Source organism: Amaricoccus tamworthensis, from assembly GCF_049800875.1.
GTDB lineage: Bacteria > Pseudomonadota > Alphaproteobacteria > Rhodobacterales > Rhodobacteraceae > Amaricoccus > Amaricoccus tamworthensis.
Map to the genome: position 1 here is coordinate 48,380 of NZ_JBNAFV010000009.1, position 13,294 is coordinate 61,673.

Genomic DNA, 13,294 nt, shown 5'->3' on the forward strand with positions numbered 1-13,294 from the left:
GGCGATGAGCGACCGGCGTGATTTTAAGGGATATTTCGGGGCGGAGCCCGAACCCTGCTGGCCCGAAGACGCGCAGTTGGCGGTGTCGTTTGTGGTCAATGTCGAGGAGGGCGCGGAGCTGTCCATCGGGGACGGGGATGCGCGCAACGAGAGCGTTTACGAGATCCGTGAGGAGGTGACGGGCGTGCCGGATCTCTGCATGGAGACGCATTTTGCCTATGGCACGCGGCGGGGTTACCAGCGGATTGCGGATGCGTTTGACGTGCATGGGGTCAAGGCCACGTTTTCGACCTGTGGCCGGGTTGCGGAGCGCAGCCCTTGGTTGATGCGCGACATTGTGGCGCGGGGGCATGAGGTCTCCTGTCACGGCTGGCTCTGGGAGCGGCACGCGAACATGACGCGGGTTGAAGAGGCGGCGGTTATCGAGCGGACCCATGCCGCGATTGCGGCGGCGGGGGGTGTGGCGCCTGTAGGCTGGCACACGCGGTCGAGCGCGTCGGTCAATACGCGGGATCTGCTGATTGAACGTGGCGATTTCCTCTATGACAGCGACGTTTACGACGATGACATTCCGAGGATGCAGGGCGGTCACGTCATCCTGCCCTATGCCTTTGACACCAATGACATGCGGTTCTCGCTTGGCGGCGGGTTCGTGCAGGCGCGGGATTTCAGCGACTATGTGATCGGCGCGTTTGAGCGGCTTTACCGCGAGGGTGCGACGGCGGCGCGGATGCTGTCGATTGGGCTGCATCTGCGGCTGATTGGACGGCCGGGGCGGATCAAGGCGCTGGAGGATGTGCTGGCGTATATCTCGCTGCGTCCCGGGGTTTGGATCGCGCCACGCCGGGATATCGCGGCCCGCTGGGCGCAGGTGCATGGGGGCGGGGCATGATGGCCGTCAATCAGCCCGCAACAGTCAAATTCATATTGGCCGGTCAGGCCCAACAAGAACCGGGAAGGCTCACCTGATGCGTATTCTCCTTGTAAATCCGAACATGACCCAGGGCATGACCGACGCCATGGCGGTGATTGCCCGCCGTGTCGCGGGCACGCGCGCGGAGATTGTGCCGCTGACGGCGACGCGCGGGTTTCCGTATATCGCGTCGCGGGCGGAGGCCCAGATTGCCGGGGGCATCACGCTTGAGATGATCGCGGATCACGTCGACAGCGTGGATGCGGTGGTGATTGCGGCCTTTGGAGATCCGGGTCTTGCCGGGGCGCGGGAGCTGTTTGACCTGCCGGTGGTGGGCATGGCGGAGGCCGCGGTGGTCACGGCCGCAATGATGGGCGAGCGGTATTCGGTTGTGACGTTCTCGCCCGTGATGACGCGGTGGTATGCGGATTGTGTCGCGGATACCGGGCTTGGCTCGAGGTTCACTGGCGTGCGGGCACCGGCGGAGCATGACGTGCGGCTCGACAGCGTGGCGCAGGACATGCGCGGCGATCTGATCGCACTCGCCAACCGCGCGGTGACCGACGATGGCGCGGATGTTGTCATTCTTGGCGGTGCGCCGCTGGCCGGGCTGGCTCCTGAGATTTCCGGTGAGGTTCCCGCGATTGTGGTTGATCCGATCGAGGCGGCGGTGGCGCAGGCGATGATGCTGGCCTCGCTCAATGCTCGATTTGACGGCCGCGCGAGCCGGCCCATTCCCAAACCGTCAGCCGGTCTGTCGCCGGCATTGTCCCGCGTGATTGCCATGGAGGCGCTGCAATGAGTTTTGACACGGTTATCAAAGGTGCGCGGGTTGTGGCGCCGGGCGGTGTTTCGGTCTGTGACATCGGCATTGAGAACGGCGTGATTACCGCGCTTGGCACGTCGCTCGGAGAGGCGGCGGAGGTGATTGACGCGGGCGGTCTGATCGCCATGCCCGGCGGGATCGACAGCCATGTGCATATCGCGCAGCCCTCGGGGCCTGGTGTTGAGATGGCCGATGATTTCACCTCCGCGACCCGGTCGGCGGTGGCGGGGGGCAACACGACGGTTTTGCCGTTTTGTTTGCAGGAGGATGGCCAGACCCTGCGCGAGGCGGTGGCGGCGTATCATGCCAAGGCGGAGGGGAACTGTCACTGCGACGTGTCGTTCCATCTGATCGTGAAGACGGTTGATCCGGTGACGCTGGGCCAGGATCTGCCCGCGCTCATTCATGCAGGGCATACGAGTTTCAAGGTGTTCATGACCTATCGCGGCATGGCGCTGTCCGATCGGGAGATCCTGGAGGTGATGGCCGTGGCGAGGGAGCAGAATGCGCTGGTGATGGTGCATGCGGAAAACGAGGATGCCATCGAGTTTCTGCGCGACAAGGCGGAACGCGAGGGCAACACGGATCCGGCCTATCATGCGCGCACCCGGCCGGTGCCGGTGGAGCGCGAGGCGACGCACCGGGCGATTACGCTGGCCGAGGTTGCGGATGTGCCGCTGACGATTGTGCATGTCTCGAACGGTGAGGCGCTGGAGGAAATCAGGCGGGGCCGGGCGCGGGGGGCGAAGGTGTTTGCCGAGACCTGCCCGCAATATGTCACGCTGACCGCGGATGATCTGGACCGGGCGGGGTTTGACGGGGCGAAATATGTCTGCTCGCCGCCGCCGCGCACCACCGATGACTGGGAGAATATCTGGTCAGGGATCGTTGGGGGGGATTTTGAGCTGTTCTCTTCCGATCACTGCCCGTTCCGGTTTGACGACAGCGCGGGCAAGGACGTGCCCGGGGCGCGAAAGAGTTTCCGTAATATTCCGAACGGTATTCCCGGGGTCGAGACGCGTTTGCCGATTCTGTTCTCTGAGGGGGTGGTGAAGGGGCGGATTTCGCTGGAGCGGTTTGCGGCGATTACGGCGACCAATCATGCGCGGCTCTATGGGCTGAAATCCAAGGGTGCGATCATGGTGGGGATGGATGCGGATATTGTGCTCTGGGACCCGGAGGTGACGCGGCCCATTCAGCAGGCGGATCTGCATCACGGGTCTGACTACACGCCCTGGGAGGGCTTTGAGGTCACGGGCTGGCCGGTGCGGACCATCCTGCGCGGGCGGACGGTGATGGCGGATGGCACGCTGACCGGTGCGCCGGCGGGTGGGCATGTCGCACGTGGCGCGCCGGAGATTTTGCTGTGAGCGTGGACCTGATCGACGGGGCGCGGGTGGGGATGCTGACTCCGTCCTCGAACACGGCGCTGGAACCCTATACTGCGGCGATGTTTGCGCCCTTTGGCGAGGAGGCCTCGGCGCATTTCGGGCGGTTCCGGGTGGTTGAGATTTCCATGTCGGAGGCCTCGCAGACGCAGTTTCAGAACGCGCCGATCCTGGAGGCTGCCGAGCGTCTGGCGGAAGCGAAGCCGCGACTGATTGCGTGGAACGGCACCTCGGCCGCGTGGCTGGGGCTCGATAAGGACCGGGCGCTTTGTGCGGAAATCGAGCGGGTGACGGGTGTTCGGGCGACGTCGACCATGCTGGCCTATGACCGGATTTTGCGGGCGATGGGGGTGAAGCGGCTGGGGCTGGTTACGCCCTATCTTGGCGAGATCCAGTCGCGGATCATCAAGAACTACGCGGCGCAGGGCATTGAGATTGCTGCCGAGGCGCGGTTGGAGGACAGAGGCAACTATTCCTTTGCCACTTATCCGCCCGAACAGGTGGGCGGGATGATCGAGCAGGTGGCGGAGGCGAAACCGGATGCCATCGCGGTTGTCTGCACCAATTTCCGCGGGGCGCCGGTGGCGGAGCGGATTGAGCGGGAGACGGGCGTTCCGGTGCTCGATTCCATTGCCGTGACGGCGGCGCACTGCATGCGTGAGATGGGCCTTAACCCCGCGCGCGTGACCGGTTGGGGCTCGGTGTTCCAGCGCTTTTCAGACCTTCCATGAAACCGACGACAGGGCCGAAACGTGCCCGCAACTCCAGAGAGGACAAGATGACACTTACAGGGACAATGACCGCGACACTGGCGGCAACGACAATTCTGGCGGGTGCCGCTTCGGCGCAGTCGCTGCGCGTGATGGGACAGCCGGTGGCAACCGGGCTGATCCAGTCAAATATCGAGCAACCGTTTTTCGAGAATTTCGCGGAAGAGACCGGGCTTGAAATGTCGGCGGATTATCAGCCGGTGGACGTGACGGGCATTAAGGATACCGAGCAGCTTCGTATTCTGAAGGGTGGTCTGTTTGACATTGTGTCGCTGCGCCTGAGCCAGGTATCGCGGGATGAGCCGACGATTTTGGGTCTCGATCTGGTGGGTCTGAACCCGGATTACGAGACCGGCATGGACACGGTCGAGAAGTTTGCGCCGGCGGTGGATGCGGCGTTGCAGGAGAAGTTCAACACCAAGCTGCTCGGCGTCTGGCCGTTTGGTCCGCAGGTTCTGTTTTGTGAGCCGGAGATTGCGTCTCTCTCGGACCTCAAGGGGCTGAAAGTGCGGGTTTACGACCAGAACCTCGCGAATTTCATTTCGCTGGTGGGGGGCACGCCGGTGCCGCTGTCTTTCCCTGAAGTGCAGCAGTCGCTGGCGCGGGGCGTGGTTGACTGTGCGATCACCGGTCCGTCCTCGGCGAACTCCGCAGGCTGGCCGGAAGTGACGGCCTACATGCTGCCGATTGCGTTCCAGCTGGCCATGAATGGCTATGGCATCAACCTCGATACATGGAACGCGATGTCGGCGGAGGAGCAGGAGAAACTTCAGGCCGGGTTTGACAGCCTGGTTGCGGATATCTGGTCCTATTCCGAGGAGCTGTTCGTGGATGCGGTGTCCTGCAACACCGGTGGGGAGAGCTGTGAGACGGGCACGAAATACGACCTGACCCTGGTTGAGCCGTCGGACGCGGATGTGGAGCTGATCGGGACGGCGGTGACGGATGTATCCTTCCCAGCCTGGCAGGAGACCTGCGACGCGGTCAACGAGGGATGTTCGGCCAAATGGCTGGAAACCGTTGGGACGGCTTACGAATTCTGATCGTAACCTGACCTGCCGCGCCCCTGGATTTGGGGGCGTGGCCTTTGGACCGGAGGCCTGAATGGATCAAATCGCCACATGGATTTCCCGCTGTTTTGGAGCGGCGCTGTTGTTTCTGTCGGGTTTTGTCGCGCTGGAGACGGTGCTGCGAAAACTGCTGAACATGTCGCTTCAGGGGGCGGATGAGCTTGGGGGGTATGTGCTGGCCTTCGGGGCGTCGGCCGCGTTTGTCGTGGCCTTGATCGACCGGGCGCATGTGCGGATTGACGTGCTGCACCAGAAGCTGCCGCAGCGGGTTCAGGCCTGGATTGATTTTGCGGCGGTGCTTTCGCTTGGGCTGCTGGGCGGGTTTTTTCTCTATATCGGCTGGTTCGTCATTCAGGACACGCTGGTCTACGGATCGACGGCGGCCACGCCCTGGGCGACGCCGCTGATCTATCCGCAGTTGGCCTGGTATCTGGGTCTGGCGCTCTTTGCGCTGTGTTCGTTCTGGCTGTCGTTTCGGGCGTTTTACCTCGTGATGGAGGGGCGCATCGGGGATGTGATGCGGGAGTTCAATCCGCGCTCGGCGGAAGAGGAACTTGCCGAGGAACTTGACCAGCTGAGCGGGCGGTAACGGCATGGGTATTGCGGATATTCTGGTGGGCTTCATCGCGATGATGGGCCTGTTGCTGATCGGGTTTCCCGTGGCCGTGGTCATGGTGGTGCTGGGCGTTGTCGGGGGCATGATGCTCTATGGGCCGGTGCTGCTGAAATCCATGGGGCCGGTCTTGTGGGGGGTGTCGAACGAGAATGTTCTGACGGCGATCCCGCTTTTTATTCTGCTCGGTGAGCTGTTGTTGCGGTCGGGGCTGGCGGACCGGATGTATGGTTCTCTGGCCCAGTGGCTGGGGCGGTTGCCGGGGGGATTGCTGCACACAAATATCGGGTCGTGTTCGCTCTTTGCGGCCACATCCGGTTCGTCGGTGGCGACGGCCGCGACGGTTGGCACGGTGGCCCTGCCGGCGCTGGGGGAGCGGGGCTATGCGCCCTCGCGGTCTCTGGGGTCACTTGCGGCGGGCGGGACGCTGGGGATTTTGATCCCGCCGTCGGTCAATCTGCTGATCTATGGCTCGCTTGCCTCGGTTTCGGTGGGGCAGCTGTTCATGGCGGGGATTTTGCCCGGGATCCTGCTGACGCTTTTGTTCATGGCCTATGTGGTGGCGGAGAGCCTGTACCGGCGCTCAAAAGGTTTGCCGGACGCCTCGCGGGTGGAGGAGAAGCTGCCGCTGGCCGAGCGGTTGCGGGGGCTGGTTCATCTGGTGCCTGCGGCGGTGGTTTTTGCGATCGTGATGGGGTCGATTTATCTTGGCATCGCGACGCCGACGGAGAGCGCGGCGCTGGCGGTGCTTGCCGCGCTGGGGTTTGTCTGGCGCGAGGGGAAGCTGAGTTTTGCGTTTCTCGATGTCTGTTTTCGGCAGACGGCCAAGACGACGGGGATGATCCTTCTGATTATTGCGGCGGCGTTTACGCTCAATGTGACGCTGGCGCTTGGCGGGATTACCGGGGTGATTTCCGACTGGGTGGCCGGTTTGGGCCTCGGGCCGACCGGGCTTTTGCTGGCGCTGATGGTGTTTTACCTGATCCTCGGCATGTTCATGGACGTGTTGTCGATGCAGGTTCTGACCATTCCGATTGTGGTGCCGATTGTTGTGGCTGCGGGCATTGATCCGGTCTGGTTCGGTATCTTTGTGGTTTTGATGAGCGAGCTGGGCATGATCACGCCGCCGGTGGGCATGAACCTCTATGTGGTGCAGGGCGTGCGGACGGATAACGGGCCGTTTTCCGATGTGGTTTGGGGCGCGGTGCCCTATGCCCTGCTGATGCTGCTGTTTACTCTGTTGCTGATTGCCGTGCCGGGCATTGCGACATGGCTGCCCGGGAGTGTGATGTGATGATTTGGCAGGATGACTGTACCGCTCTGCTGGCGGGGTTTGCGGAAGGCCGGACGACACCGGTTGCGGTGGCGGAGACGCTGAGCGCGCGGATTGAGGCGCTGGAGCCGAAGCTGAATGCGTACTCCGCGCTGTCGGATACGTTGCTGGAGGAGGCGGAGGCTTCGACGCGGCGATGGGCGGCGGGCGCGCCGAATGGTCCGCTGGATGGCGTGCCGCTGGTTATCAAGGACAACCTGGTGTCGGCGGGACTGCCCGCCGCCTGGGGCAATGCGGAACTGGCGCGGCGGGTGCCCACCCATGACGAGCGGCCGGTGGCAGCGCTGCGACGGGCCGGTGCGCTGGTGGTCGGCAAGGGCAATACGCCGGAATTTGCGGTGGAGGGGTTCACCGACAATCTGACTTTTGGCACCACGCGTAATCCGTTTGATCCGGAGCTGACCCCTGGCGGGTCGTCCGGGGGTGTGGTGTCCGCGATTGCGGCCGGTCTGGCCGCGGCGGGAGCCGGGACAGACGGGGGCGGATCGATCCGGAGACCTGCGGGGTATACGGGGCTCTATGGGCTGAAGCCCGGGATCGGACATGTGCCGCGGGGCGGAGGGCTTGCGCAGGTTCTGCTGGATTTTGAGGTTGTTGGGCCGATGGCGCGGTCGCTGCGCGATTTGCGTCTGCTCGATGCTGTCATGTCCGGGGTGCCGGAGAGCGTTGCGGAGAAGCGGCCCGCGCGTATTCTCTGTGTCGAGATGTTTGAGGGTGCGCCCTGTGATCCGGTCATTCGCGCGGAATTTGCCGACACGGTCGCCGCGCTGTCCTCGGCGGGGCATCAGGTTGAGCTGGGGGCGTTTCCCCATGACCTGTCCGCCTTGAACGCGGTGTGGTCGCGGATTGGGGAGATTGGGCTGGCGTCCTATTTCAAACGCGACCCGGCGGTCGCCGGGGTGGCGGCGCCGAAATACCGCGACATGGCGGAGCGTGGGGCGCAGGTGTCGGCGATGGATTTTTACGCCATTCTGGATGAGGTTTTTGCCCTGCGGCAGGCCGCGCGGGATCTTTGGGGGTATGACGCGATTCTGACGCCCGCGTCGGCGGCGAACCCCTGGCCTGCTGCCGAGAGCCATCCGCCGGCGATTGACGGGCAGGCCGTGGGGCCGCGTGGACATGCGGTTTACACGGGCTGGGTCAATGCGGCGGGTCTGCCCGCGCTTGCCTTTCCCGCGACGGTCGGATCGGGCCTGCCGATCGGGATGCAGATCGTGGGGCGAATGGGGTCGGAACGGGCGCTTATGGACATTGTTGAGCCCGTCGTCGCGCCGTTCCGCTGGCCGGATCTGGCGGTTACGCCAGGGTGACGGCGACGGCGCCGATGCCGTTGATGCTGCCGTGGATTTCCGTGCCCGGGCCAAAATACGGCAGGCCGCAGAGGGAGCCGGTGATGGCGATTTGGCCGGGTTGCAGCCCGCCGCAATGGCTGCCGAGATGCCGAAGCAGCAGGTCGAGATTGGCCAGCGCCGAGCCGCCGGGGACGGTGCAGGGCCCGTCGAGAATGGTCTCGTTGCCAGCGGTCAGGCGGGCCTCCAGCGCGCCGAAATCGGAGCCGTTCCAGGTGGTGAGGCTGTCGCCCTTCACGGAGCCCGCGTTGAGCTGGAAATCGGCGAATTTGTAGCCTGGGTCGGTCGCCGCGGGGCCGGTGAGGCGGGTGTCGACGAGTTCGAGCATGACGCAGGGGTGGAAATAGTCCTGCGGGTTGTCGGGCAGGGCATCGCCGGGCAGCTCGCGTAGTAGCTCAAAGCCCACCTCAAGTTCGATGCCGAGCCGGTCCGCAACCTTGCGGGTGCCCCCGTTCTTCACGGAATAGGCGCTCATCATCGGTGCCAGAACCGGTGGTCCGTCCGGTTGAGCGCCGACCTTGAACCCGGTCACGGCGCCGAGGGTGTCGCAGACCGCGGACTGGATTTTGAGGATCTCGCTGCGCTCCAGAGGGCGGATCTCCGGTTCAAACCGGGTGCCGGCGCGGTGTGCGGCGATGAGGTCCGTGATCAGGTTTTCCATGTCTGGCATGTGGTTCGGTTCCGACGTTCAGGGTTTACGTTTCAAATTGGCCGGGACGATTCCTAGCGTCCGCGCCCCCGGTCCGCCATCGCATAATCGCGGGTTGGTCCGTCAGCCTTGTCGCGGGACGGGGTCGTGGCCTATGACTTGAGGCCGTCCCTGAGCGAAGGAGTGCAAGGCTTGGACCGTGGCAGTTTTGATCTTCGGCTTCTGGGGTATTTCTTTCGCACGGCCCAGGTCGGCAACATCACGCGCGCGGCGGGTGAGCTGAACGTGGCGCAGCCGACGCTCTCAAAGGCGCTGAAGCTTTTGGAGGCGCAGGTTGGTACGCCGCTGCTGGAGCGGCACGCGCACGGGATTACGCTGACGCCGATTGGGCAGCGCCTGGCGGAACATGCGGGCGTGGTAATGGCGCAGGTGCGGGACGCGGCGGATGAGATTGCGCAGCTGCGCGAGGGGCAGGGTGGTCAGGTGACCATCGGGGCCGGGCCGTCCTGGGTGCGGCGGAAACTGCCGGAGGCGATCAGTCGCATATCGGTGCAGCGGCCCGATGTGCGTGTAGAGGTGCAGACGGGATTTGACATTTCGCTGCTCGATGCGCTTACGAGCGGCGCGCTGGATTTCGTCGTGGCGGAACGTCCCCTGGAGGGGGAGAGCGCGAACCTGGAGTTCCGGTTTTTGACCACCGATGATCTGGTCTGCGTCGCACGGCCGGAGCATCCGCTGGCGGGGCGGGAGAACGTTGAGGCGGAGGAGGCGCTGGGGCTGGTCTGGGCTCTGCCGCCGGAGACGACACTGGCGCGGCGCAAGCTCGACGGGCGGGTGATCAGTCTTGGCCTGACGCCGCCGGTTGCCAATGTGGTTTCGGCCTCGCCGACGTTTCTGCTGACCCATGCGACACTGACCGACTGTCTGATTTACACGACCCGGTCGCAGCTGCTGTCGCCGGAGGGGAGCAGGCTGGTGCAGATTGACGTGCCAAAGCTGGTAACGAACCGGGAGGCGGGGATCATTTTCCGCAAGCCGGGGCTTTTGACGCCTGCAGCGCGGGCGGTGGCGGAAGTCCTCATTGAGGAATGCCAGGCTGATCCTTTTAACTGAGGTGCAAACGAGCCATAGCCGTTGGCTATGGAGGCCGGAATTCTTTTCATTTCAGGAATATCTCTCAACCGCGTAACGTCGCCTCAGCGGTGCGCGGAGACACCGGGGCACTACGGTCAATTGGGAGGACTTATGACTTACCACAGAAAACTGTTCACGACGCTTGCGGCCAGTTCGGTTGCGATGACGGCGTCGCTTGCGGCGGCCCAGGAGGCGCCGATTACCATCGTCATCAACCAGTCACCCTGGTTCCCGGGCTTCCAGGCCGTGGTTGAGAAATACGAGGAGGATACCGGCAACACCGTTGAGCTGGACGTGAACCCGTTTGCCGGCAGCCTCGAGAAGCAGCGGACCGCGGTGCGTGCGGATGAGAGCCCGTTTGACCTGCTGATCATGAATGCCGGGTTCTTCGTGGAGTTTTACACGGGCGGGTTCATGCAGCCGCTGACGGACATCGATCCGGATTTCGCTCTGTCGGAGGACATTTACACCTTTGACGACAGCACATGCTGGAATGCGGAGGACAAAACGATCACCTGTGACGGTGGTGATCTTCTGTCGGTGCCGGTCAATCCCAATGTGCTGATCCTGCATTACCGGCAGGACCTTTATGATGAGGCGGGTCTGTCGGTGCCGACGACCTGGGACGAGCTTTATGCCAATGCGCAGGCGCTTCAGACCAACAGCGTCTACGGCATTTCGCAGCGGGGTCAGCGCGGTACGTTTGACGTGACCTATGACGTGTTTCCCTACATCTGGTCCCATGGTGGCGGCATCGTGGATCAGCAGGAGGATGGCAGCTATCAGGTCACGATCAATTCGCCCGGTACGCTGGCGGGGATGGAGACCTACCTGAAACTGGCAAATGACGTGGGCCATCCCTCGACCGCGGGTCAGACCCAGACCAACGTGATCCAGAACATGGCCACGGGTCGGGCGGCGCATATCAATTCGGTGCCGGCGCCGGGGCTGTTTGACGATGACACCAAGTCGATGGTTGTGGGTCAGGTGGGCTATGCACCGCCGCCGGGTACGGCTGAGATCCCGTCCGCCACGCCGCTGGGTCACTGGCTGGCCGGTGTTCCAAAGAACATTGCGGATGACAAAAAGCAGGCGGCTTTGGCCTTCCTGACCTGGTTCCAGACCGATGAGGCGCAGCGGGCCTATGCCGAGGCCGGATCGATGCCGGTGAGCCGTGCGGTTCTGACCTCGGAGATGGCGGATCAGCCGGAATACCGCTGGATGAAGGCGATGGCGGAGGCGCTGCCCAATGCGCGGCTGACCTTTACCTTCCCGGAGGCCACGCAGGTTCTGGCGATCACCGAACTGCGGTTTAACCAGGCGATTGGTGGCGAGATGGACCTCAAGGAGGCGCTCAACACCGCGGCTGACGAGATTACCAGGGTCATGCAGGACGCCGGCTACGACATGCCCGCGCCTGAACCGCTCCAGTAACCTCCCTGGTGGTCGCGGCCTGGTTCGCGGCCACCGAATTTAACGGAGCCCGTCATGAAATCCGATACCTTTTGGCGTCATGCGACGCTGTGGCCCGCGCTTGTCCTGTTTGCGCTGCTGACCATTTTGCCGCTTCTCAAGTTGCTTGCGCTGAGTTTTCACGATGTTGAGTGGGTTGACCGCGAAGCGATCTGGGACTGGGTCGGGTTCGCCAATTACGCCGCCCTGCCGCAGGACAACCTGCTGCGCGCCGGTGCGCTCAACACGCTGATTTTCGCGGTGGTGGCCGTGGCGCTGCAGATGCTGATCGGGTTTATTCTGGCGCTGCTGACGACGCATGTGGTGCGCGGGCGGATTTTTTACCGGACCGTATTCATTCTGCCGATTCTGGTGCCGGGCATTATCATCGGTGCGATCTGGAAGCTGATGTATTCCTATGATTTCGGGGTTCTGAACTCGGTGCTGATGTGGCTGGGGCTTGCGCCGCAGGACTGGCTGGGGAACCCGGATCTGGCGCTTCTGTCGGTGATCATCGTCGATGTCTGGCACTGGACACCGTTTTGTTTTCTGCTGCTGCTCGCGGGGCTTGAGAGCCTGCCGGATGATATTTTTGAGGCGGCGAAGATCGACGGGGCGACGCGCTGGCAGCAGCTGCGCCATATCACGCTGCCGTTGATGCTTCCGACCATTGCGGTGACCTTCGTCTTTCGCATGATCCTGGCCTTCAAGGTGTTTGACGAGATTTACCTGCTGACCGGGGGTGGTCCGGGCACCTCGACCGAGGTGATCAGCTTCACAATCTATCGCCGGTTCTTCACCGAGGATCAGACGGGTTATGGCGCGGCCATGTCGATTGCCGTCATTGCGGTGATTGCCGCCTGCATCATCACGGCCACCCGTGCCACAGCCGGAAAAGGGGCCAAAGCATGAGCCATGTATCTGACACGCCAGGGACCATGACCCTGCCGGACCGCCGGTTTACCGTCTCGGAACGCCAGGTCGCGGTGATGCGCCATGTCGTTCTGCTGGGGTTTGCGCTGATCGTGCTGTTCCCGTTTTTCTGGATCGTCTCGGCCGCGTTCAAAACGCAGATCGACCTGCTGATGGGCAAGGTTTTGTTCACGCCGCGGATCGAGGGGTTTCTGGACGTGATCTTCGACAAGACGTCGGATTTCGCGCGCAATTTCGCCAACTCGATGGTGATTGGTCTGGTCAGCACGTTCCTTGTGCTGGTGATTGCGACGCTGGCGGCGTTTTCGCTCTACCGGCTTCAGTGGCCCGCCTGGGTGCTGCATTCGCTGCTGGGCTGGTCGGTGATTTTTCATATGGTGCCGCCGATTACGCTGGCGGGGGCATGGTTTACCATGTTCCGGTCGGTGGGGCTCGACAACAGCTACACCGGCATCATTCTGGCCCATACCACGCTGCATTTGCCGATGGCCCTGTGGATGATGGGTGTGTTCATTCGCGACGTGCCGAAGGAGCTGGTTGAGGCGGCGCAGATTGACGGGGCGCGGGTGCCGGAGATCCTGCGGCATGTGGTTCTGCCGATTGTACGGCCGGGCCTGGCGGCGACGGGGATTTTGACCTTCATCTTCAGTTGGAACGAGTTCCCCGTGGTTCTCGTGCTGAGCCAGCGGCAGACGGCCACCGTGCCGCTCGGGATCGGGAAATACGCCCAGGAAAACACCATCGCATTCACGGAGATGGCGGCGGCCTCGACCCTGTCGATTTTGCCCGCGCTGCTGCTCCTGCTGTTTGCCCAGAGATTTATTGTCCGCGGCCTGACCTCCGGCGCGGTGAAATAAGAGGTTG

13 protein-coding genes are annotated in these 13,294 nt (G+C 63.2%); 12 read left to right on the plus strand and 1 reads right to left on the minus strand.

Going from position 1 to position 13,294, the window contains the following annotated elements; all coding sequences use genetic code 11:
• Nucleotides 1-4 precede the first annotated feature (4 nt).
• From ACP15P_RS14430 to ACP15P_RS14465, 8 genes are all read left to right on the plus strand, one after another.
• Nucleotides 5-892 carry a polysaccharide deacetylase family protein gene (locus ACP15P_RS14430; RefSeq protein ID WP_424929179.1) on the plus strand — a complete coding sequence of 296 codons (888 nt, stop codon included), beginning with the start codon at nt 5-7 and terminating at the stop codon, nt 890-892.
• A gap of 76 nt (nt 893-968) precedes the next feature.
• The gene (locus tag ACP15P_RS14435; RefSeq protein WP_424929180.1) at nt 969-1,715 is read left to right on the plus strand and encodes an aspartate/glutamate racemase family protein; all 747 of its coding nucleotides are present in this window, start codon (nt 969-971) and stop codon (nt 1,713-1,715) included.
• Nucleotides 1,712-3,109 (plus strand): dihydropyrimidinase, encoded by a 1,398-nt coding sequence (hydA, locus tag ACP15P_RS14440; RefSeq protein ID WP_424929181.1) that lies wholly within the window; start codon nt 1,712-1,714, stop codon nt 3,107-3,109. Before ACP15P_RS14435 ends, hydA begins: the two co-directional genes overlap by 4 nt.
• Before the next feature lie 32 nt (nt 3,110-3,141).
• A complete protein-coding gene (locus tag ACP15P_RS14445) occupies nt 3,142-3,858 on the plus strand; it encodes a maleate cis-trans isomerase family protein (protein ID WP_481736474.1) in 717 nt (238 codons plus the stop codon).
• Nucleotides 3,859-3,905: 47 nt separating this feature from the next.
• A complete protein-coding gene (locus tag ACP15P_RS14450) occupies nt 3,906-4,940 on the plus strand; it encodes a TRAP transporter substrate-binding protein (protein ID WP_424929183.1) in 1,035 nt (344 codons plus the stop codon).
• A gap of 61 nt (nt 4,941-5,001) precedes the next feature.
• Entirely contained in the window at nt 5,002-5,556 is a 555-nt protein-coding gene (locus ACP15P_RS14455; protein WP_424929184.1) for a TRAP transporter small permease subunit, read from the plus strand.
• 4 nt (nt 5,557-5,560) lie between these two features.
• A complete protein-coding gene (locus ACP15P_RS14460; RefSeq protein WP_424929185.1) occupies nt 5,561-6,874 on the plus strand; it encodes a TRAP transporter large permease in 1,314 nt (437 codons plus the stop codon).
• Nucleotides 6,874-8,223 carry an amidase gene (locus ACP15P_RS14465; protein ID WP_424929186.1) on the plus strand — a complete coding sequence of 450 codons (1,350 nt, stop codon included), beginning with the start codon at nt 6,874-6,876 and terminating at the stop codon, nt 8,221-8,223. Before ACP15P_RS14460 ends, ACP15P_RS14465 begins: the two co-directional genes overlap by 1 nt.
• Here ACP15P_RS14465 and ACP15P_RS14470 read toward each other — a convergent pair.
• Nucleotides 8,210-8,932: a hydratase gene (locus tag ACP15P_RS14470; protein WP_424929187.1), complete on the minus strand. Its 723-nt coding sequence runs from the start codon at nt 8,930-8,932 to the stop codon at nt 8,210-8,212. The two genes, ACP15P_RS14465 and ACP15P_RS14470, sit on opposite strands and share 14 nt — an antisense overlap.
• A 171-nt stretch (nt 8,933-9,103) precedes the next feature.
• Between ACP15P_RS14470 and ACP15P_RS14475 the strand changes: the two genes are divergently transcribed.
• The 4 genes from ACP15P_RS14475 to ACP15P_RS14490 all read left to right on the plus strand — a co-directional run bounded on the left by ACP15P_RS14475 (nt 9,104) and on the right by ACP15P_RS14490 (nt 13,287).
• Nucleotides 9,104-10,024, plus strand: coding sequence for a LysR family transcriptional regulator (locus ACP15P_RS14475; protein WP_424929188.1), 921 nt, complete (start codon nt 9,104-9,106; stop codon nt 10,022-10,024).
• A 132-nt stretch (nt 10,025-10,156) separates the two neighbouring features.
• Entirely contained in the window at nt 10,157-11,479 is a 1,323-nt protein-coding gene (locus ACP15P_RS14480) for an extracellular solute-binding protein (protein WP_424929189.1), read from the plus strand.
• A 54-nt stretch (nt 11,480-11,533) separates the two neighbouring features.
• Nucleotides 11,534-12,409 carry a carbohydrate ABC transporter permease gene (locus tag ACP15P_RS14485; protein WP_424929190.1) on the plus strand — a complete coding sequence of 292 codons (876 nt, stop codon included), beginning with the start codon at nt 11,534-11,536 and terminating at the stop codon, nt 12,407-12,409.
• Entirely contained in the window at nt 12,406-13,287 is an 882-nt protein-coding gene (locus ACP15P_RS14490; protein WP_424929191.1) for a carbohydrate ABC transporter permease, read from the plus strand. Before ACP15P_RS14485 ends, ACP15P_RS14490 begins: the two co-directional genes overlap by 4 nt.
• Nucleotides 13,288-13,294 lie beyond the last annotated feature (7 nt).

What these genes read in the sequence shown, in the direction of transcription:
- ACP15P_RS14430 (WP_424929179.1), top strand. Translation starts at nt 5, where the DNA reads ATGAGCGACCGGCGTGATTTTAAGGGATATTTCGGGGCGGAGCCCGAA.
- ACP15P_RS14435 (WP_424929180.1), top strand. Translation starts at nt 969, where the DNA reads ATGCGTATTCTCCTTGTAAATCCGAACATGACCCAGGGCATGACCGAC.
- hydA (WP_424929181.1), top strand. Translation starts at nt 1,712, where the DNA reads ATGAGTTTTGACACGGTTATCAAAGGTGCGCGGGTTGTGGCGCCGGGC.
- ACP15P_RS14445 (WP_481736474.1), top strand. Translation starts at nt 3,142, where the DNA reads ATGCTGACTCCGTCCTCGAACACGGCGCTGGAACCCTATACTGCGGCG.
- ACP15P_RS14450 (WP_424929183.1), top strand. Translation starts at nt 3,906, where the DNA reads ATGACACTTACAGGGACAATGACCGCGACACTGGCGGCAACGACAATT.
- ACP15P_RS14455 (WP_424929184.1), top strand. Translation starts at nt 5,002, where the DNA reads ATGGATCAAATCGCCACATGGATTTCCCGCTGTTTTGGAGCGGCGCTG.
- ACP15P_RS14460 (WP_424929185.1), top strand. Translation starts at nt 5,561, where the DNA reads ATGGGTATTGCGGATATTCTGGTGGGCTTCATCGCGATGATGGGCCTG.
- ACP15P_RS14465 (WP_424929186.1), top strand. Translation starts at nt 6,874, where the DNA reads ATGATTTGGCAGGATGACTGTACCGCTCTGCTGGCGGGGTTTGCGGAA.
- ACP15P_RS14470 (WP_424929187.1), bottom strand. Translation starts at nt 8,932, where the DNA reads ATGCCAGACATGGAAAACCTGATCACGGACCTCATCGCCGCACACCGC.
- ACP15P_RS14480 (WP_424929189.1), top strand. Translation starts at nt 10,157, where the DNA reads ATGACTTACCACAGAAAACTGTTCACGACGCTTGCGGCCAGTTCGGTT.
- ACP15P_RS14485 (WP_424929190.1), top strand. Translation starts at nt 11,534, where the DNA reads ATGAAATCCGATACCTTTTGGCGTCATGCGACGCTGTGGCCCGCGCTT.
- ACP15P_RS14490 (WP_424929191.1), top strand. Translation starts at nt 12,406, where the DNA reads ATGAGCCATGTATCTGACACGCCAGGGACCATGACCCTGCCGGACCGC.